Origin of the sequence: Actinomadura mexicana (genome assembly GCF_900188105.1) — a bacterium.
In the GTDB taxonomy this organism is placed as follows: domain Bacteria; phylum Actinomycetota; class Actinomycetes; order Streptosporangiales; family Streptosporangiaceae; genus Spirillospora; species Spirillospora mexicana.
Genome location: NZ_FZNP01000013.1, coordinates 134,306 through 151,422 on the forward strand (window position 1 = coordinate 134,306; position 17,117 = coordinate 151,422).

Genomic DNA, 17,117 nt, shown 5'->3' on the forward strand with positions numbered 1-17,117 from the left:
GCCGACGTGTCAGGGGCGGGGGATGTTGCGCAGGTTGCTGCGGGCCAGGTCGAGCATCTTGCCGACGCCGCCGGTGAGGACGGTCTTGCCGGCCGACAGCGCGAAGCCCTTCACCTGCTGCGCCGTGATGCGCGGCGGGAGGGACAGCGCGTTCGGGTCGGTCACGACGTCCACCAGGTAGGGGCCGGGCGCGGCGAGCGCCCGCTCCATCACGGTGCGCACGTCGGACGGGCGCTCCACCCGCGCCGACTCGATGCCGGCCGCCTCGGCGATCGCGGCGTAGTCGACGGGCTCGTGGTCGGTCTCGTAGGACGGCAGGCCGTCCACCATCATCTCCAGCTTCACCATGCCGAGCGACGCGTTGTCGAACAGAATGATCTTCACGGGGACGCGGTGCAGCCGCACCGTGAGCAGCTCGCCGAGCAGCATGCCGAGACCGCCGTCGCCGGAGATCGAGACGACCTGGCGTCCGGGCGCGCCGAACTGGGCGCCGATGGCGTGCGGGAGCGCGTTGGCCATGGAGCCGTGGACGAACGAGCCCATCACGCGGCGGCGCCCGTTCGGGGTGATGTAGCGGGCGGCCCAGACGTTGCACATCCCGGTGTCCACGGTGAAGATCGCGTCGTCGTCGGCGAGGTCGTCCAGGACGCCGGCGACGTACTCGGGGTGGATCGGGATGTGCCGGTCGATGTCGCGGGTGTAGGCGGAGACCACGTTCTCCAGCGCCCGCGTGTGGCGCTGCAGCATCTCGTCGAGATAGGAGCGGTCGTGCTTCTGCTCGACCTTGTCCAGGACGAGCCGGATCGTCTCCCCGACGTCCCCGTGGACCGCGAGGTCGAGCGGGGTCCGGCGGCCCGGCTTCGACGGGTCGTCGTCCACCTGGACGGTGTTCTTGCCCGGCAGGAACGGGTCGTAGGGGAAGTCGGTGCCGAGCAGGAGGACGAGATCGGCGTCCTGCATCGCCTCGTAGCAGGCGCCGTAGCCGAGCAGGCCGCTCATCCCCACGTCGAACGGGTTGTCGTACTGGATCCACTCCTTGCCGCGCAGCGCGTGGCCGACCGGCGAGAGCACCCGGTGCGCCAGCTCGATCACCTCGGCGTGGGCGTCCCGGACACCGTATCCGCAGAACAGCATCACCTTCCGCGCCCGGTTGAGCGCGCCGGCGAGCTGCTCCACCTGGTCGGACGGGGGACGGACGATGCCCTTGCGGACGAGGAAGTCATGCTCGCCGGTGGGGGCCGCGGCGTCACTGCCCGCGACGTCGCCGGGAAGCGTCAGCACGGAGACGCCACCGAGCCCGATCGCGTGCTGGATCGCGGTCCGCAGGAGGCGCGGCATCTGCTCCGGGGTGACGATCGGCTCGCAGAAGTGGCTGCAGTCGACGAAGAGCCGCTCGGGGTGGGTCTCCTGGAAGTAGCCGCTGCCGATCTGCACGCTCGGGATCTGCGACGCCAGCGCCAGCACCGGCGCGCCCGACCGGTGCGCGTCGTAAAGGCCCTGGATGAGGTGGGTGTTGCCGGGGCCGCAGCTGCCCGCGCACACGGCGAGCCGTCCCGTCGTCTGCGCCTCGGCCGCCGCCGCGAACGCGCCCGCCTCCTCGTTGCGGACGTGCACCCAGTCGATCCCGCGCGTCCGCCGCACGGCGTCCACGACCGGGTTGAGGCTGTCGCCCACCACCCCGTAGATCCGCCGGACGCCGGCCTGCCGCAGCACCTCGATGAACTGGTCGGCGACGGTCGCCATTCGCCTCTCCCCCGCTGAGTCCCCCGGCACTTCCCTCCGCTTCGGCAATGCCCCCTGGCTTACGGCTGACACCGCTTGACGGCTGACACCCGCGCCCCACGGGGGTTAAATAGTCAATCCATGAACTAGATCGATGGGACGGCGAGCGGATGAGCACGCACAGATGAACACGCACAGATGAGCACGCACAGATGAGCACGGACGGCGAACCGGAGCCGGACTTCTGGTCGTTCGTCGATCTGGCGGGACGGCGGCTCTCGGCGGAGTTCGGGTTCCGGCACCGGCTGGCGACGCGGCTGCTGCTGACCCTGAACCGGGCGTCGGCGATCGTCACCTACGACCTGGAGTCCACGGTGCACCGGCCGCGCGGCCACTCCTGGTCGGCGTTCCGGCTGCTGTTCGTGACCTGGCTCGCCGGTCCCCTGGAGCCGGGCCGGGCCGCCGCGCTGGCCGGGATGAGCAGGGCCGCCGTCTCCAACCTGAGCAAGACGCTCGTCGCGAACGGGATGCTCGTGCGCACCCCGGGCGAGCGGGACGGCCGGTCGGTGATCCTCGCGCTGACCGAGCGGGGGCAGGACGCCATGCTGGAGATCTTCGCCGGGCAGAACGAGCGCGAGCGGCAGTGGGCGGACGTGCTCACCGAGACCGAGCAGCGGATGCTCATCATGCTGCTGGACAAGCTCATGGCGGGGCGCGGCTCCTTCGACGTCCGCGAGCGGAGCTGATTAGGGCCTTCCCCCCGGAGGGAGAACAGCCGTAGGGTCGGCAGAAAATAGTTAATGCGTTAACCATCGGAGGCGAGGGAGCATGGCCCACTACCGCCGGGTCGGCCACGTGCCGCCGAAACGCCACACCCAGCACCGTCACATCGGCCGCGGGGACGGCGAGGAGCGGCTTCACTTCGAGGAGCTGATGGGCGAGGAGGGCTTCTCCTCCGACTCGTCGCTGCTGTACCACCGGGAGATCCCGTCCGCGATCGTCGACTCGCGGGTCTGGGACGTCCCCGACCAGACCACGACGCCCAACCATCCGCTGCGGCCGCGCCATCTCAAGCTGCACGAGCTGTTCCCCAAGGAGACGTGGTCCGAGACCGACGTCGTCACCGGCCGCAGGGTCGTCCTCGGCAACGGCGACGTCCGGCTCTCCTACGTCGTGTCCGCCGCCGACTCGCCGCTGTACCGCAACGCGACCGGCGACGAGATCGTCTACATCGAGTCCGGCACCGCCACGGTCGAGACGATCTTCGGGACGGTGCGGGCGGAGCAGGGCGACTACGTCGTCATCCCGGCCTCGACCACGCACCGGTGGCTGCCCACCGGCGACCAGCCGCTGCGCGCGTACGCGATCGAGGCCGCCGGTCACGTCGCGCCGCCGAAGCGCTACCTGTCGCGCTACGGCCAGTTCCTGGAGAGCGCCCCGTACTGCGAGCGGGACCTGCACGCCCCCGCCGAGCCCCTCCAGGCCGACGGCGCGGACGTCGAGGTCCTCGTCAAGCACCGCACGTCGCGCGGCATCGCCGGCACCCGCCTGACCTACGCGCGCCACCCGTTCGACGTCGTCGGCTGGGACGGCTGCCTGTACCCGTTCACGTTCAGCGTCCACGACTTCGAGCCGATCACCGGCCGCGTCCACCAGCCGCCGCCCGTCCACCAGGTGTTCGAGGGCCCGGGCTTCGTGGTCTGCAACTTCGTGCCGCGCAAGGTGGACTACCACCCGCTGTCGATCCCGGTGCCCTACTACCACTCGAACGTGGACTCCGACGAGATCATGTTCTACTGCGGCGGCGACTACGAGGCGCGCAAGGGCTCCGGCATCGGGCAGGGCTCGGTCTCGGTGCACCCGGGCGGCCTCGCGCACGGCCCGCAGCCCGGCGCGTACGAGCGCAGCATCGGCGTCGAGTTCTTCGACGAACTGGCGGTCATGGTCGACACCTTCCGCCCGCTCGAACTGGGCGAGGGCGGCCTGGCCTGCGAGGACGAGGCGTACGCCTGGACGTGGGCGGGGCGGCGATGACCCCCCGGTTCGCGGTCCCCCCGCTGACGATCCCCCGGTTCGCGATGGGCCTGTGCGACGACGCCGCCGTCTTCCCGCCGGGGCTCGCGCCGCTCGCCGGCGCCGTCCCGGCGCACCGCGGCCACCGCGCCGCCGCCTACGCCGGCCTCGTCGGCCCGCTCGTGCTGCCCGCGACCGCGCTCGACGCCCTGTACCCGCTGCTCGGCGGCGAGCCGCTCGACGTGTCGATCACCGCGCCGAACGGCCCGTGCGAGGCCGCGAAGGCGGTGGGCGTCGCCGCCGACCTGCCCGTCGAGGTGCACGGGCTGGAGGTCGCCGTCCCGCCCGCCATGGGCCCGGAGGAGTTCTTCCGCGTGCTCGGCCGCCCCGGCGTGCCCGTGTACGTCGAGATCCCCCGCGACGAGCGGCGGCCCGCGTTCATCGAGGCGGTCGCCGCGCGCGGCGACCGCGCGAAGTTCCGCACCGGCGGGGTGAAGGCCCACCTGTACCCGGGCCCGGACGAACTGGCCGCCGCCGTCACGGCGGTCGTGGCCGCCGGCGTGCCGTTCAAGGCGACGGCGGGGCTGCACCACCCCGTCCGGAACACCGACCCGGAGACCGGGTTCCACCAGCACGGCTTCCTGAACCTGCTGCTCGCGACCGACGCCGCCCTGGACGGCCGCCCGGACGCCGAGCTCGCCGCCGTCCTGGCCGACCGCGACGCGCCGTCGGTCGCCGCCCGCGTGGCGCGGCTCGGCGAGGCGCGCACGGCCGCGGCCCGCGCCCGGTTCCTGTCGTTCGGGACGTGCAGCATCACCGACCCCCTGACCGAACTCGCGGACCTCGGGCTGCTCGGGTCCGCACTCCTGGAGACCACCCGATGACCCGCGTCGCGATCCCCGAGGACTCCCTCTTCGGGCTCGCCAACCTCCCCTACGGCGTTTTCTCGACCCCGGGCACGGCGCCCCGCGTGGGCGTCCGCGTGGCCGACTCCGTCGTGGACCTCGCCGCCTGCCTCGGCGACGGCGTCTTCGCCGCGCCCTCGCTGAACCCGTTCATGGCCGAGGGCCACGCGCGCTGGGTCGAGGTCCGCGAGCAGGTCCTGGACCTGGTCTCCGAGGACGTCCCGGACGAGGCCGTCCACCTCCTCGACGCGGTGACCCTGCACATGCCGTTCGAGGTCGCCGACTACGTGGACTTCTACGCCTCCGAGCACCACGCGTCCAACCTCGGCCGGCTGTTCCGGCCCGGCTCCGAGCCCCTCATGCCGAACTGGAAGCACCTGCCGGTCGGGTACCACGGCCGCGCCGGGACGGTCGTCCCGTCCGGGACGCCGATCGTGCGCCCGAGCGGGCAGCGCAAGGGCGAGACCGCGCCCGCCTTCGGGGAGAGCCGCCGCCTGGACATCGAGGCCGAGGTCGGCTTCGTGGTCGGCACCGGCTCGGCGCTGGGCGACCCGGTGAGCGCGGACGACTTCGACGAGCGCGTGTTCGGCGTCGTCCTGGTCAACGACTGGTCGGCCCGCGACATCCAGGCGTGGGAGTACGTCCCGCTCGGCCCGTTCCTGGGAAAGAGCTTCGCGACGTCGGTGTCCCACTGGGTCGTCCCGCTCCTCGCCCTGGAGGCCGCCCGCGTCGCCACGCCGCCGCAGGACCCCGAGCCGCTGCCCTACCTGCGCGAGAAGAACCCGTGGGGCCTGGACCTCGATCTCGCCGTCTCCTGGAACGGGCAGGTCGTCTCCCGCCCGCCCTACCGGGAGATGTACTGGTCGCCCGCCCAGATGCTCGCGCACATGACGGTGAACGGCGCCTCTTCCCGCACCGGCGACCTGTTCGCCTCCGGGACGGTCTCGGGCCCGGCCAAGGACCAGCGCGGCGCCTTCATCGAGCTCACGTGGGGCGGCACGGAGCCCGTGACGGTCGACGGCGAGCCGCGCACCTTCCTGGAGGACGGCGACGAGGTCTCGATCACCGCCTCGGCCCCCGGCCCCTCCGGTACCCGCATCGGGTTCGGAGAGGTGACCGGCCGGGTGCTCCCCGCCCGCCGGCGGTAGGTCACAGGCCGGCGAGGAAGGCGAGCATCGCCTCGTTGACCTCGCCGGCCGCCTCCATCTGGACGAAGTGACCGGCGCCCTCGATGACGTGGACATTGCGTAGGCCCGGGACGTGGACCTCCATCTGCCTGAGGGCGTCGGAACCCATCATCTGGAGGACGGGGTCACGCTCGCCGACGAGGAACAACGTGGGAACGGTGACGGGCTCGTCCGGGCGGCTCTGCTTCTCGTTCCAGACGTGGTCGTAGGCCCGGTACCAGTTGAGGCCACCGGTGAAGCCCGTCCGGCGGAACTCGTCGGTGTAGAAGGCGAACTCGTCCTGTGACAACCACGGCCATGGCAGGGGCGGGGCTTCGGGGAGCACGTCGAGGTATCCGTTGCCTTCGCTCGGGTGCTGCCAGATGTCGAGGTACCGGTAGCCGCCGCTGAGCGCCCAGAAGACGTTCGCCAGGAAGCGCTCCGGATCGGCCCCCAACTCCTCGTCCGCGGGCCCCTCCTCCTGGAAGTAGTGCACATGGACGAAGTGCTGTTCGGCCATCCGTGCATAGAGCTCGGTGGGCGGGCGCTTCGAGACGGGCATGCGCGGCACGCTCAGCTGCATCAGTGCCTTGACCCGCCCAGGAGCCCATTGAGGCAGATCCCAGACGACAGCGGCCCCGAAGTCGTGGCCCGCGAAGACGGCCTGGTCGATGCCCAGGGCGTCCAGGACGCCGACGAGGTCGGCGACGGTGTGCCGCCGGTCGTAGGCGTGCGGCGAAGGCGGGCGGCTGCTGCGCCCGTATCCCCTCATGTCGAGGGCGATGGCCCGGTATCCCGCCTCGGCCAGCGCCGGGAGCTGCCGCCGCCAGCTGTACCAGAGGCCCGGGAAGCCATGGCACATCACCACGGGGAGGCCGTCGCCCTGCTCGACCACATGAAGGGTGACGTCGCCCGCGTCCAGCATGTGGCGACGTTCGCGGAAGCTCATGCCGGGCCCTCCCTCCGGTAGGACCGATCCTGAAGCCTCGCGCGCGGCACGGCGCGCCGATCTCCCGGTCACCGGGACGGCGGGTGGACGGGCGGCCGTCCCGTCGGCCAGGGTCGGGCCACCATGTCGCACCCCCCGAGTCCCGACCTCGCCGCGCGCGTCGCCCGGCTGGAGGCCATCGAGGAGATCAAGGCGCTCAAGCACCGCTACCTGCGGGCCTGCGACGCCAAGGACCCGGAGGGGTTCCGGGCCTGCTTCATCACCTCGGGCGCCTCGATCGACTACGGCCGGCTGGGCGCGTTCGACGATGCGGAGGGCATGGCCAGGGTCTTCGAGTCGATCGCGCTCCGGAAGGTCGACGGCAGGAACGTCATCCTCGACATGCACCACGCGACGCATCCGGACATCACCGTGCACGACGGGACGCGCGCCTCGGGACGCTGGACGCTCAAGTTCCGCCAGGTGAACCTGGAGGACGGCACCGAGTCGGTGAGCACCGGCGAGTACGACGACGAGTACGTGGTCGAGGACGGCCGCTGGAAGATGGCGAGATGCCACTTCCGCCGCCACTGGACGATCACCCGTCCACTCGGCCCCGGCTGCCGCGTCGACCAGGCGACCGGCTAGGAGCCGCGCGGCCCGGCTAGAGTCGCACCTGATGAGCGGCACGAACCTGGTGAGCAGCATGGAACCGATATTCCGGACGGCCACGGCGGACGACGTCCCGGCCCTCGTCGCGCTCGTGGAGAGCGCCTACCGCGGGGACTCCAGCCGCGCCGGATGGACGACCGAGGCCGACCTCCTCGACGGCCGGCGCACCGACCCGGACGCCGTCGCGGCCGTGGTGCACGACCCGCGCGCGGTGATGCTGGTGGCCGAGCTGGACGGCGCGCCGATGGCCTGCTGCCAGCTGGAGGACCGCGGCGGCCACGCCTACTTCGGCATGTTCGCCGTCGACCCGTCCCAGCAGGGCGGCGGGCTCGGCCGCCGGGTCCTCGCCGAGGCCGAGTGGCGGGCGCGCGAGCAGTGGGGCGCGGCCGAGATGCACATGACGGTGATCAGCCTGCGCGAGGAACTGATCGCCTGGTACGTCCGGCGCGGCTACGCCCGGACCGGCGAGACGAGCCCGTTCCCCTACGGCGACGAGCGCTTCGGCCTGCCCAGGCGCGACGACCTGGAGTTCGAGCTGCTGGTGAAGAAGCTCCGCTGACGCCCACGGGCAGAACGCATCGCCGGTTGAGGGTTTCCGAGTGCCGGTCAGCGCTTTGGCGGCCAAAGCCTCACTGGGAGCTTCAATGACACACTTGAAGGCGTCGATCGTTGGGAGGCGGGCGCGTGAAGTTCGTTCTTGAAGTGGACCTGAGTGAGGGCGCCGTCGCCGAGGACGCCGTCGCCGAGTTGGGGCGGATCCTGCGCTACTGGGGCGGGAACGTCCGGCACTACGCGTTGAAGCCGGGGGACGGGTCCGCCGTCTACGACTCGGACTACCGCGAGGTGGGGCGCTGGGAGATCGCCGAGACGGCCGCATAGCCCGGCGCAACGGGCGCACGGCGAAGCGCCCGGCCGGGAGGGGTCCGGCCGGGCGCTTCGCGGGGGAGCTCCGCGGCGAGCAGGGTCAGGTCAGGTGATGTTCTTCGGCCGGTAGGCCTTGTACTGGCTGCCGCTGGACAGCCCGTACGTGCGGGTGCGGTGGTCGGTGCCGTAGCCGCCGCGCTGCTCGTACGCCCAGTAGGCGGTGTGCTTGCTGCTGGTCCACTTCTCGAAGATGACGACGTGCCGGGTGGTGTTGCTCCCGATCGCGTCGATGACGAGGTCGCCCTTCTTCAGCTGCGACATCGAGATCCGCTTGCTGTAGGTGGAGGAGGCCAGGCCGACGGTGTTGGGGCCGGACTTGGGCAGGCGCAGCGTCATGGACGCGTAGCCGGAGCAGTCGGTGCGGTAGCCGCCGTGGGTCTTCGACTGGCTGTAGGGGACGCGGCTGCTGGTGTGCGGGTGCCAGGTCTTGGCCCGGGTGATCACCTGGGCCCGGGTGACCTTCGGGACGGCCGCGACCGCGACCTTGGCGTCCGCCGCCTGGAGCTGGACGCCCTGCGCCGGCGCCGGGTGCGCGGCGGGGGTGGACACGCCGTACAGTCCGAAGGCGGTTCCGCCGGCCAGCGCCAGCGAGCTGACGCCGAGGAGAACGGTCCGAGGGGAAACCATTGGTAATCCTCCGTGAATTGTGCGGGAATTGCGCCCCGTCGGGCGCCGAGTTGGGGGGTGTCGATCGACCCGGCACACGATAGGGATCACCACGTGCCATTCGGCAGGCCCTTCGGAAAGGTTGGGACACCGGGACGCGCGAGCCGCTCTCGACCTGCGAGAACGTCGTCCCCGTAGGGGCTGACGCGGGACAGTGAGACAGCGCGGAATGCGCACGGCGATCACATGTGGTGCCTATTCAGGAACGCTGGGTGATCAAGCTTCGGTTCGCTTACCGGCGCAGAGGGAACTGGGCATAATGGCCAGCCCTGCCCGAGGGAGGCAAGCAATGAGCCGAAGACGACCGCCGACTCCGCTGCCCGACGGCCTGCCCGAGGCGGTGCGGATCCTGCTCACCGAACTGCGCGCCCTGAAGGAGGGATCCGGGCTCGATCTGCGCACCCTGGAGCGCAGGACGCATGCGAGCCGCTCGTCCTGGAGCCGCTGGCTCGGCGGGGAGACGTGGATCCCGGCCGACGCCGTCACCTCGCTCGCGGACCTGTGCGGCGCGGACGCGCGCCGCCTCGCCGTCCTGTGGGAGGTGGCGGACGAGGCCCGGCGCTCGGCCCCGTCCTCGGTGGAGGCGGCGACCCCGTCCGAGCCCGTCACCGGCCTCGGGCCCAGCGAGCCCGCGCACGCGGGGTCACGGGCCGGGCGGCCGCGCTCCCGCCGGCTGCTCCTCCTCGGCGCCGTCGCCGGTTGCACGCTCGTCGCCGGGAGCGCCGGGGTGGCTTTGGGCGCGGCGCTGCAGACGCCGCCGGTGGCCGGGGACGCGGGCGCCCGGCCGTCCGAGACGGCCCGGCGGCCCGTCAGAACGATCAGCCGCGACGCCGTCCTGGCCCGGGCCCGGTCCTGGCATCCGCACGGCGCCCGGCGGGTGCCCTACGACCAGAACGCCGGCTACCAGGGCTACCGGACCGACGGCTCGGGGTATGCGTCCATGGCGCTCGGGCTGCCGAAGCCCGGCCCCAACTCGGCGCTGCTCGAGGCGTCCTACTGCCGCCGGGTCCCGATGGCGTCGCTGCTGCCCGGCGATCTCGTGATCAAGGCCAGCGGCGGAGCCCGCGTGCGCGAGGTGCTGGTCTTCGAGCGGTGGACGGGCCCCGCCCGCCGCGCCTACTGGGCCTACCAGCAGCGCCGCGGCTACGGCACCGACCACCTGGTCCGCAGCGACGGCCTCGCATCCGGCGCCGACCATCACGGCTGCCGCCCCTACAACGTCCAGGACGATCCGGTCGGCTGACCCGCCGCCCCGCCGCGCATCGGTGCGACGGGACGCGAGGAGTCAGGAGCGGGCCGGGACCAGGCGGAAGGCCACGAAGGCGGGAGCCTGCTCCAGCTTGGCGTGGTCTTCGGGGTAGCGGTCGGCCATCTCGGCGGCGGGACGCGGCTCCAGGAGCTCCTCGATCAGGAACCCGGCCGCGCGGAACTCGGCGCAGATCGCCGTCAGGGGGCGCCGCCACGCCCGGATCGGCCAGTCCCGTTCGGGGCTCAGCGACTCCTCCACCGGCTCTTCGAGGAAGTAGGAGCCGCCCAGGCGCAGCCACCCCGCCATCGGGTGCTCCGTCGAGAGGACGAGCGCGCCGCCCGGGGCCAGGATGCGGCGGAACTCCCTCAGCAGCGCGACCCGGTCGTCGAAATAGTGCAGGGCCAGCGCGAGCAGCACCAGGTCGACGGAGGCGTCCGGCATCCAGGCCACCGGCGTGGACAGGTCATGGACGCGCAGGTCGGCGCGCCCTCCGGTGCGTTCTCGGGCCATGTCGACGAAGGTGGGGCTGACGTCGCAGCCGACGACGCGGGCGCCGCGGTCCAGCAGCTCCCGCGCGTAGAGGCCGGGACCGCACGCGGCGTCGAAGACGGTGAGGCCGGCCACGTCCCCCGCGAGGCCGAGCACGGCGGGACGGTCGTAGTGGGCGTTGTAGGAGCTGTCCTCGGCATGGGTGGCGTACTCGTGGGCGAAGCGCTCGTACATGCCTCCGATCGTGCCAGAGAGATCAACCGTTCGTGTCATGGGGAAAGACCGGCCTCTGTCAGGTCCTGGGAACCTCCGACGGGAGGGAGGTGAGGATGCGGCGGCGGTGGCCGGGTCCGGCCACCGACCGAGCCGCGTGCCGGGACAGGCCCGGCCGCCCGATCTCCACGAACCGCTCGCCGTCCCGGGAGTCGTGCGGCTCGGACCACGGCAGGTCCAGCCCGCCGGCCGACGACTCCCCTGGCGGGGTGAAGACGACATGCATCGGCTCAGGGTTTCGTCGCGGACGTCCTGCCCGCGGCTTCGGCGGACGGCTCGCCCAGGGCCTCCCTCCGCGCCTCCCGGTGGGCGGCGCGCGACTCCTCGGCGAGCCGGTCGAGCTGCGCGACGCGCTCCTCGTCGCGGGTCAGGTTCTCGCCGGTGGCCGGGTCGAACAGGTGCGCCCGCGCCGTGTCGATCCACAGCTCGGCCTCGCGGCCGGGCGCGATCACGCTGGCCGCGTCCAGGGCCACGACCGCCTGGGTCCGCAGCTGGTCGCCGTCGAGCTCCCGGGACAGGTCGCGCAGCCGGGCGGCGAGGTCCTCGGGCGCCTCGTACGGGATGTAGGCGTACTGCTCGTTGCCCAGCCATTCGGTCACGTCCACCCGGACCCGCACGAGGCTGCCGCGCGCCTGCTTCTCCCCGCCGACGAGCGAGGCGTCCTCGAAGTGCTCCGGGCGGATCCCGACGAGCACGACCGACCGGTCGCCGATCGCGGCGGCCTTGCGCGCGTCGCGCAGCTCGAACCGCCCGAGCGGCGTCTCCAGGAGCACGCCGTCGCCGGAGCGGTCCGGCGCGGCCGGTGTCACGGAGGCGGGCAGGAAGTTCATCGACGGCGACCCGATAAACCCGGCGACGAACAGGTTGACCGGCTCCTCGTACAGCTCGCGCGGGCTCCCGACCTGCTGCAGGACGCCCCTGCGCAGCACCGCGACCCGGTCGCCGAGCGTCATCGCCTCCGTCTGGTCGTGCGTGACGTACACGGTGGTGACGCCGAGGCGCCGCTGGAGCCGGGAGATCTCGGTGCGCATCTGCCCGCGCAGCTTGGCGTCCAGGTTCGACAGCGGCTCGTCGAACAGGAACGCGTCCGCCTGCCGGACGATCGCGCGTCCCATCGCGACCCGCTGCCGCTGCCCGCCGGACAGGTTCGCGGGCTTGCGGTCCAGGTGCTCGGTCAGCTCCAGCAGCTCGGCGGTCTCCGTCACGCGCCGCCGCACCTCGTCGTCGGCGACCTTGGCGAGGCGGAGCGGGAAGGCGATGTTCTCGTACACGCTGAGGTGCGGGTAGAGCGCGTAGTTCTGGAACACCATCGACAGGTTCCGCCGCCGCGGCGCGATCTTGTTGACGACCCGGTCGCCGATGAGCATCTCGCCGGAGGTGATGTCCTCCAGCCCGACGACCATCCGCAGCAGCGTGGACTTGCCGCAGCCGGACGGCCCGACCAGGATCATGAACTCGCCGTCCCGCACGTCCAGGGACACGTCGTTCACGGCCGGGAAACCGTCGCCGTACCGCTTGACGATGTTCCTCATGGTGATGGCGGCCATGGTCTCCCCCTCAGCCTTTGACGGCGCCGGACGTCAGCCCGGCCACGATGCGGCGCTGGAACGCCAGGACGATGACCACGACCGGGACCGTGACGACGACGGCGGCGGCGCAGATGGCGGTGGTGGGCTGCTCGAAGTAGGACTCCCCGGTGAAGAACGCCAGCGCCGCCGGGACGGGCCGGGCCCGGTCGGTGGAGGTCAGCGAGATCCCGAAGACGAAGTCGTTCCAGCAGAAGAAGAAGGTCAGGATCGCGGCGGTGAACACGCCCGGCGCCGCCAGCGGGACGATCACCTTGCGGAACGCCTGCCAGGTGGTGGCCCCGTCCACCTGCGCGGCCTGCTCCATCTCCCAGGGGATCTCGCGGAAGAACGCCGACAGCGTCCAGATCGCGAGCGGCAGCGCGAACGAGATGTAGGGGATGATCAGGCCCGGCCAGGTGTCGTACAGGCCGATGTTGCGCCACAGGTCGAACAGCGGCCCGACCAGCGACACCACGGGGAACATCGCGATGGCGAGCGCGAACGACAGGATCAGCCGCTTGCCGGGGAACTCCAGCCGCGCGATGGCGTAGGCCACCAGCGTCGCGAACACCACCCCGACGAACGTGGCGATCAGCGAGATGCCGATCGAGTTGATCAGCGCCGAGGTGAACAGGTCGGTCTTGAAGACCGTCTCGTAGTTGTCCCACGTCCAGGTCTTCGGGAAGAAGCCCTGGACGTTGCCGACCTCGCTGGGCTGCTTGAACGACAGCATCACGATCCACACGACCGGGAAGGCCGTCCACACCAGGATGAGCAGCGAGGCGACGATCCACAGCGACTTCGAGCGCGCCGACTCCATCAGCGATCACCTCGCACCTGGGACAGGTCCACCCGGAACCCCTTGATGAACACGGCGGCGATCAGCACCACCGACAGGAACAGCAGCACCCCGACCGCGTTGCCGAGGCCGAGCTCGGTCCGGGTGATGATCTGCTGGTAGGTCAGGAACGACAGAACCTGGGTCTTCTCCTGGCCGGACGTCATGACGAACACGTTGTCGAAGATCCGCCACGCGTCCAGCGTCCGGAACAGCACCGCGACGAGGATCGCGGCCTTCATGTTGGGGATCGTGACCCTTCTGAGGCGCTGCCACGCCGTCGCGCCGTCCACCGTCGCGGCCTCGCCGAGGTCGGCCGGCACCTGCGCCAGCCCGGCGAGCAGCAGCAGCGACACGAACGGGGTCGTCTTCCAGATCTCCGACAGGATGATCACGAACAGCGCCGCCCAGCGGTCGGAGAACCAGGCGAAGTCGCCGAGCCCGAACCAGGAGTTGACGAACCCCGACTGGACGTCGAACGCGTACTTCCACGCGAACGCCGAGATGACCGTGACGATCCCGTAGGGCAGCAGGATCGCGGTCCGCACCGTCCGCCGCCCGAAGACGGCCCGGTGCATCACCATCGCGAGCGCGAACCCGATGACCAGCTCCACCCCCACCGTCGCCACCGTGATGACCAGGGTGGTGAGCACCGTCTGCCAGAACAGGGCGTCCGACAGCGCGGTCGCGTAGTTGCCGAGCCCGACGAAGTGCCGGTCCTCGGGCGCGGTGATGCGGTAGCTGTACAGCGACTCGTAGACGGCGTTGACCAGCGGGTACGCGGTGACCAGCAGCATCACCACCACGGCGGGCAGCGAGAGCAGCAGCCCGAGCCTGCGCTCGGCGCGGCCGCGGTCGGAGATCTCCGCGCGGGCGGGAGCACCGTCAGTCCGGTTGATCTTCGGTGCCGTTTCTGCGGACGTCATCCGGACACCTTCCTTTCCGAGCCTTCCTCACAGCGGTACCTGCCTCACAGCGGTACCTGCCTCTCAGCAGCGCCGGGCCTCACAGCAGCGCCTGGTCGCCGAGGACGGCCCGGGCGAACTCCGCGGACCGGCGCGGCGTCGTCGCGGGATTCACCGACGCGGGCGGATGCCAGCGGTTCTGGACGGCGCCGGACAGGTCGGCGTAGTAGGGGGTGGCCGGACGGGGCGCGGCCGCGGCGATGGAGTCCCGCATCAGCGGGGCCATCGGGAACTCCTTGAGGATGTCGGGATCATCGAAGATCGCCGGGCGGGCGGCGACGTTGCCCTCGTCGAGCATGTACCGCTTCATGCCGGCCGGCGAGGTGATGCACCGTGTCGCCTCCACGGCCAGGTCCTTGTGCCTGCCGTAGGCGCCGACACCGATCTCGATGCCTCCGAACGGCGGCCTGCTCGGCTGCCGCGGGTCGACCCGCGGGTAGCGGGCCCAGCCGAGGTCGCCGACGATGTCCCTGCCGATGGAGCCCGCGTCGGCGTCCCCCTTCTCGGCCCGCCAGACGTAGCCCCAGTTGAGCAGGAAGCCGCCGCGCGCGCCGTTGATCGTCGCCCGGGACTGCTCCTCGATGTCGGTGGACAGCGTCGGGCTCGCGGCGGAGGACCGGGCGAGCCTCCGGATGATCGACGCCGCCCGCCCGCCGGCCGGCGAGTCGATGTCGATGCGCGCGTCGTCGCCCTTCTCGGCGTCGCTGATGACGCGTCCCCCGGTCGAGGCGATCAAAGCGTTGATCCACACCATGTAGCCCTCGTACCGGTTGCCCTGGACGCCGATCGCGGTGTTCGTCCGGACGGCGGCGTCGATGAGCTCGTCCCAGGTGAAGTCGGGCGCGTTCGGATCGATGCCCGCCTTCTTCGCCACCGACTTGCGGTACCACAGCAGCTGGGTGTTGGCCCAGAAGGGCGCCGCGTAGAGCTTGCCCTCCCACATCGAGCTCTGCACCGCGGGGGCGAACACGCCGTCGGTCAGCGGCGCGGCCTCGCCCTTGGTGAACGGGCGCAGGAACCCGGCGTTGGCGGCCTCCGCGACGAAGACCGGGTCCAGGCTCATGAGGTCGAGCCCGGAGTCCTTGGCGGCCAGCCGTCTGATCAGTTGTTCGCGCTGCTGCGTGGCGTCGCTCGGCAGCGGGGACGTCTCGATCCGGTACCGGCCGCCCGCGGCCTGCGTGCAGGACTTCGCGAGGGCCGCCTGGCCGCCGTTGTCGGGATTGACGTACCAGGTGAGCTTCGGCGTCCCGCCGCCGCCCCCGCAGGCCGTCAGCCCGCCGGCCAGCAGCGCCAGCGCCACCGCGCCCCTGAGCCATGCCGATCGCGCCCGCTCCGCGGGACCGCGCCGCCCGGCCGCCCTCTCCCGGGGCCGGGCATGTCCCGCCTGGTCGCTCTCCGTTCGATCGACTCGCTCGCCCATGGGGCCTCCCGGAGGTCCCACCGGACTGCGGGCACTTCGCCGGGCCGCACCCTGGGCGGGACTGGTCCCCCATTCGACCATCGGATCCCGTGAGTGTCGAGATGCGGAGCGTGATCGGACGGACTGCGAGGGGCCTCGGTCCGGGTGCGAGGGAGATCCTGGTCAGCGCGTGAAGAAGGCGCGGAGGGAGCGCGGGCCCCGACCGGCCCGCGCCGCCCTCCGCGCCTTCGCCTGATGGGCGGGTACGGCGTGGTGGACGGCTCTAGTAGCCGCCGCCCGATCCGTAGCCGCCGCCTCCGCCGCCGGACCCCGTGCCGCCGGACCCGGTGCCGACGGCCTTCTTGCCGGTCGGGGTGGTGGCCCACCAGACCCCGCCGACGCCCTGGCCCTTGGTGTCGCCGGGCTGCTTGTCCTGCTCGTAGTAGTACATGGGCCAGCCATCGATCGTGAGCTGGCACTTGCCGTCGTCCTTGCGCTCGATGAAGTTGACGACCTTCTTCGAGACGCCTTCGAGCTTGAGGTGCTTCCAGCCGTTGAAGACGGCCGGCGGCCACGCCTTCTTGCACGAGCCGAAGCAGTTGGTCGTCGGCGGCTTGTTCTTGTCCTTGTCGTAGCGGTAGAGCGTCATGCCCTTGCCGTCGGTCAGGATCAGGCCGAGCTTCGGGTCCCGCTTGGCCTTCACGACCGTCCAGCCCTTCCAGCGGTTGCCGTTCGCCTGCTTGAGCGGGGCCGCCTTCTTGCCGGTCGGTGCCGCGGCATACCAGGTGCCGCCCACGCCCTGCCCCTTCGTGTCGCCGGGGCTGCCGTCCTTGGCGAACCGGTAGAGCGGCCACCCGCCGAGCGTGACCTGCCACTTGCCGTCCGGCCGCTTCACCTTGCCGACCAGCGACTGCCGGACGCCCTTGACCTCGGTGTTCCCCTGGCCCGCCCACACCGGCGGCCACGCCTTGGCGCACGCGCCCGCGCAGGTCGACGCGGGCGGCCGGGCGGTGTCGTTGTCGAAGCGGTAGAGCGTCTTGCCCGCGCCGTCGGTGACGACCCTGCCGAGCTTGGTGACGCTGGCCACCTCCAGCACGGTCGGCGCGGGGGCGGGCGACTCGGACGGCTCGGCCGACGGCTTCGTCTGCGTCTGGGAACCGGCGGCGTTCTGCTTCCCTCCGGCCTTCTCCTGCCCGCACCCGCTCAGTACCAGTCCCGAGGCCGTGAGGGCGGCCGCAGCGGGGATCGCCCAACGGGGGAATGTCATGTCGTGTCCTCCAGGTCGTCCTGGGCCCCGGCTCCGTTCCAGGTCCCGCACGTCGATCGAGGTGGAGCCGACG

The 17,117-nt window shown here is 71.7% G+C and carries 18 protein-coding genes; 8 read left to right on the top strand and 10 right to left on the bottom strand.

Annotated features, from left to right (window positions below):
* Nucleotides 1–9 precede the first annotated feature (9 nt).
* Entirely contained in the window at nt 10–1,743 is a 1,734-nt protein-coding gene (locus tag CHC11_RS29515) for a pyruvate dehydrogenase (protein ID WP_089315118.1), read from the bottom strand.
* Nucleotides 1,744–1,934: 191 nt separating this feature from the next.
* Here CHC11_RS29515 and CHC11_RS29520 point away from each other — a divergent pair, with 191 nt between their 5' ends.
* From CHC11_RS29520 to fahA, 4 genes are all read left to right on the top strand, one after another.
* Nucleotides 1,935–2,468, top strand: a complete 534-nt coding sequence (locus CHC11_RS29520) for a MarR family winged helix-turn-helix transcriptional regulator (RefSeq protein ID WP_089315119.1) — start codon at nt 1,935–1,937, stop codon at nt 2,466–2,468.
* 82 nt (nt 2,469–2,550) lie between these two features.
* The gene (locus tag CHC11_RS29525; protein WP_089315120.1) at nt 2,551–3,756 is read left to right on the top strand and encodes a homogentisate 1,2-dioxygenase; all 1,206 of its coding nucleotides are present in this window, start codon (nt 2,551–2,553) and stop codon (nt 3,754–3,756) included.
* Complete coding sequence (locus CHC11_RS29530) at nt 3,753–4,619, top strand: hypothetical protein (RefSeq protein ID WP_089315238.1); 867 nt, start codon at nt 3,753–3,755, stop codon at nt 4,617–4,619. The genes CHC11_RS29525 and CHC11_RS29530 overlap by 4 nt, the downstream gene beginning before the upstream one ends.
* On the top strand, nt 4,616–5,788 hold the full coding sequence (fahA, locus tag CHC11_RS29535; RefSeq protein ID WP_089315121.1) for a fumarylacetoacetase: 1,173 nt from the start codon (nt 4,616–4,618) through the stop codon (nt 5,786–5,788). The genes CHC11_RS29530 and fahA overlap by 4 nt, the downstream gene beginning before the upstream one ends.
* A 1-nt stretch (nt 5,789) precedes the next feature.
* Here the strand turns inward: fahA and CHC11_RS29540 are convergent, their stop codons facing one another.
* The gene (locus CHC11_RS29540) at nt 5,790–6,755 is read right to left on the bottom strand and encodes an alpha/beta fold hydrolase (protein ID WP_089315122.1); all 966 of its coding nucleotides are present in this window, start codon (nt 6,753–6,755) and stop codon (nt 5,790–5,792) included.
* A gap of 123 nt (nt 6,756–6,878) precedes the next feature.
* Between CHC11_RS29540 and CHC11_RS29545 the strand changes: the two genes are divergently transcribed.
* The 3 genes from CHC11_RS29545 to CHC11_RS29555 all read left to right on the top strand — a co-directional run bounded on the left by CHC11_RS29545 (nt 6,879) and on the right by CHC11_RS29555 (nt 8,285).
* A complete protein-coding gene (locus tag CHC11_RS29545) occupies nt 6,879–7,382 on the top strand; it encodes a nuclear transport factor 2 family protein (RefSeq protein ID WP_089315123.1) in 504 nt (167 codons plus the stop codon).
* Nucleotides 7,383–7,413: 31 nt separating this feature from the next.
* A complete protein-coding gene (locus tag CHC11_RS29550; protein ID WP_089315124.1) occupies nt 7,414–7,965 on the top strand; it encodes a GNAT family N-acetyltransferase in 552 nt (183 codons plus the stop codon).
* 125 nt (nt 7,966–8,090) lie between these two features.
* Nucleotides 8,091–8,285 carry a hypothetical protein gene (locus tag CHC11_RS29555; protein WP_089315125.1) on the top strand — a complete coding sequence of 65 codons (195 nt, stop codon included), beginning with the start codon at nt 8,091–8,093 and terminating at the stop codon, nt 8,283–8,285.
* A 90-nt stretch (nt 8,286–8,375) separates the two neighbouring features.
* Here CHC11_RS29555 and CHC11_RS29560 read toward each other — a convergent pair whose 3' ends face one another.
* Complete coding sequence (locus CHC11_RS29560; protein ID WP_089315126.1) at nt 8,376–8,957, bottom strand: hypothetical protein; 582 nt, start codon at nt 8,955–8,957, stop codon at nt 8,376–8,378.
* A 328-nt stretch (nt 8,958–9,285) separates the two neighbouring features.
* Here CHC11_RS29560 and CHC11_RS29565 point away from each other — a divergent pair, with 328 nt between their 5' ends.
* On the top strand, nt 9,286–10,239 hold the full coding sequence (locus CHC11_RS29565; protein WP_089315127.1) for a helix-turn-helix domain-containing protein: 954 nt from the start codon (nt 9,286–9,288) through the stop codon (nt 10,237–10,239).
* A gap of 42 nt (nt 10,240–10,281) precedes the next feature.
* Here the strand turns inward: CHC11_RS29565 and CHC11_RS29570 are convergent, their stop codons facing one another.
* The 7 genes from CHC11_RS29570 to CHC11_RS29600 all read right to left on the bottom strand — a co-directional run bounded on the left by CHC11_RS29570 (nt 10,282) and on the right by CHC11_RS29600 (nt 17,044).
* Entirely contained in the window at nt 10,282–10,968 is a 687-nt protein-coding gene (locus tag CHC11_RS29570) for a class I SAM-dependent methyltransferase (protein ID WP_218826303.1), read from the bottom strand.
* Nucleotides 10,969–11,026: 58 nt separating this feature from the next.
* Complete coding sequence (locus CHC11_RS29575; RefSeq protein ID WP_089315129.1) at nt 11,027–11,233, bottom strand: hypothetical protein; 207 nt, start codon at nt 11,231–11,233, stop codon at nt 11,027–11,029.
* 4 nt (nt 11,234–11,237) lie between these two features.
* Nucleotides 11,238–12,554, bottom strand: coding sequence for an ABC transporter ATP-binding protein (locus CHC11_RS29580; protein ID WP_089315130.1), 1,317 nt, complete (start codon nt 12,552–12,554; stop codon nt 11,238–11,240).
* A gap of 10 nt (nt 12,555–12,564) precedes the next feature.
* A complete protein-coding gene (locus tag CHC11_RS29585) occupies nt 12,565–13,395 on the bottom strand; it encodes a carbohydrate ABC transporter permease (protein WP_089315131.1) in 831 nt (276 codons plus the stop codon).
* Nucleotides 13,395–14,339: a carbohydrate ABC transporter permease gene (locus CHC11_RS29590; RefSeq protein WP_089315132.1), complete on the bottom strand. Its 945-nt coding sequence runs from the start codon at nt 14,337–14,339 to the stop codon at nt 13,395–13,397. The genes CHC11_RS29585 and CHC11_RS29590 overlap by 1 nt, the downstream gene beginning before the upstream one ends.
* 79 nt (nt 14,340–14,418) lie before the next feature.
* A complete protein-coding gene (locus CHC11_RS29595) occupies nt 14,419–15,798 on the bottom strand; it encodes an extracellular solute-binding protein (RefSeq protein ID WP_089315133.1) in 1,380 nt (459 codons plus the stop codon).
* A gap of 262 nt (nt 15,799–16,060) precedes the next feature.
* A complete protein-coding gene (locus CHC11_RS29600) occupies nt 16,061–17,044 on the bottom strand; it encodes a hypothetical protein (RefSeq protein WP_089315134.1) in 984 nt (327 codons plus the stop codon).
* Nucleotides 17,045–17,117: the final 73 nt, after the last annotated feature.

Coding starts and splice junctions, on each gene's coding strand:
- CHC11_RS29515 (WP_089315118.1), bottom strand. CDS start 1,743: ATGGCGACCGTCGCCGACCAGTTCATCGAGGTGCTGCGGCAGGCCGGC.
- CHC11_RS29520 (WP_089315119.1), top strand. CDS start 1,935: ATGAGCACGGACGGCGAACCGGAGCCGGACTTCTGGTCGTTCGTCGAT.
- CHC11_RS29525 (WP_089315120.1), top strand. CDS start 2,551: ATGGCCCACTACCGCCGGGTCGGCCACGTGCCGCCGAAACGCCACACC.
- CHC11_RS29530 (WP_089315238.1), top strand. CDS start 3,753: ATGACCCCCCGGTTCGCGGTCCCCCCGCTGACGATCCCCCGGTTCGCG.
- fahA (WP_089315121.1), top strand. CDS start 4,616: ATGACCCGCGTCGCGATCCCCGAGGACTCCCTCTTCGGGCTCGCCAAC.
- CHC11_RS29540 (WP_089315122.1), bottom strand. CDS start 6,755: ATGAGCTTCCGCGAACGTCGCCACATGCTGGACGCGGGCGACGTCACC.
- CHC11_RS29545 (WP_089315123.1), top strand. CDS start 6,879: ATGTCGCACCCCCCGAGTCCCGACCTCGCCGCGCGCGTCGCCCGGCTG.
- CHC11_RS29550 (WP_089315124.1), top strand. CDS start 7,414: ATGAGCGGCACGAACCTGGTGAGCAGCATGGAACCGATATTCCGGACG.
- CHC11_RS29560 (WP_089315126.1), bottom strand. CDS start 8,957: ATGGTTTCCCCTCGGACCGTTCTCCTCGGCGTCAGCTCGCTGGCGCTG.
- CHC11_RS29565 (WP_089315127.1), top strand. CDS start 9,286: ATGAGCCGAAGACGACCGCCGACTCCGCTGCCCGACGGCCTGCCCGAG.
- CHC11_RS29570 (WP_218826303.1), bottom strand. CDS start 10,968: ATGTACGAGCGCTTCGCCCACGAGTACGCCACCCATGCCGAGGACAGC.
- CHC11_RS29575 (WP_089315129.1), bottom strand. CDS start 11,233: ATGCATGTCGTCTTCACCCCGCCAGGGGAGTCGTCGGCCGGCGGGCTG.
- CHC11_RS29580 (WP_089315130.1), bottom strand. CDS start 12,554: ATGGCCGCCATCACCATGAGGAACATCGTCAAGCGGTACGGCGACGGT.
- CHC11_RS29585 (WP_089315131.1), bottom strand. CDS start 13,395: ATGGAGTCGGCGCGCTCGAAGTCGCTGTGGATCGTCGCCTCGCTGCTC.
- CHC11_RS29590 (WP_089315132.1), bottom strand. CDS start 14,339: ATGACGTCCGCAGAAACGGCACCGAAGATCAACCGGACTGACGGTGCT.
- CHC11_RS29595 (WP_089315133.1), bottom strand. CDS start 15,798: ATGGGCGAGCGAGTCGATCGAACGGAGAGCGACCAGGCGGGACATGCC.
- CHC11_RS29600 (WP_089315134.1), bottom strand. CDS start 17,044: ATGACATTCCCCCGTTGGGCGATCCCCGCTGCGGCCGCCCTCACGGCC.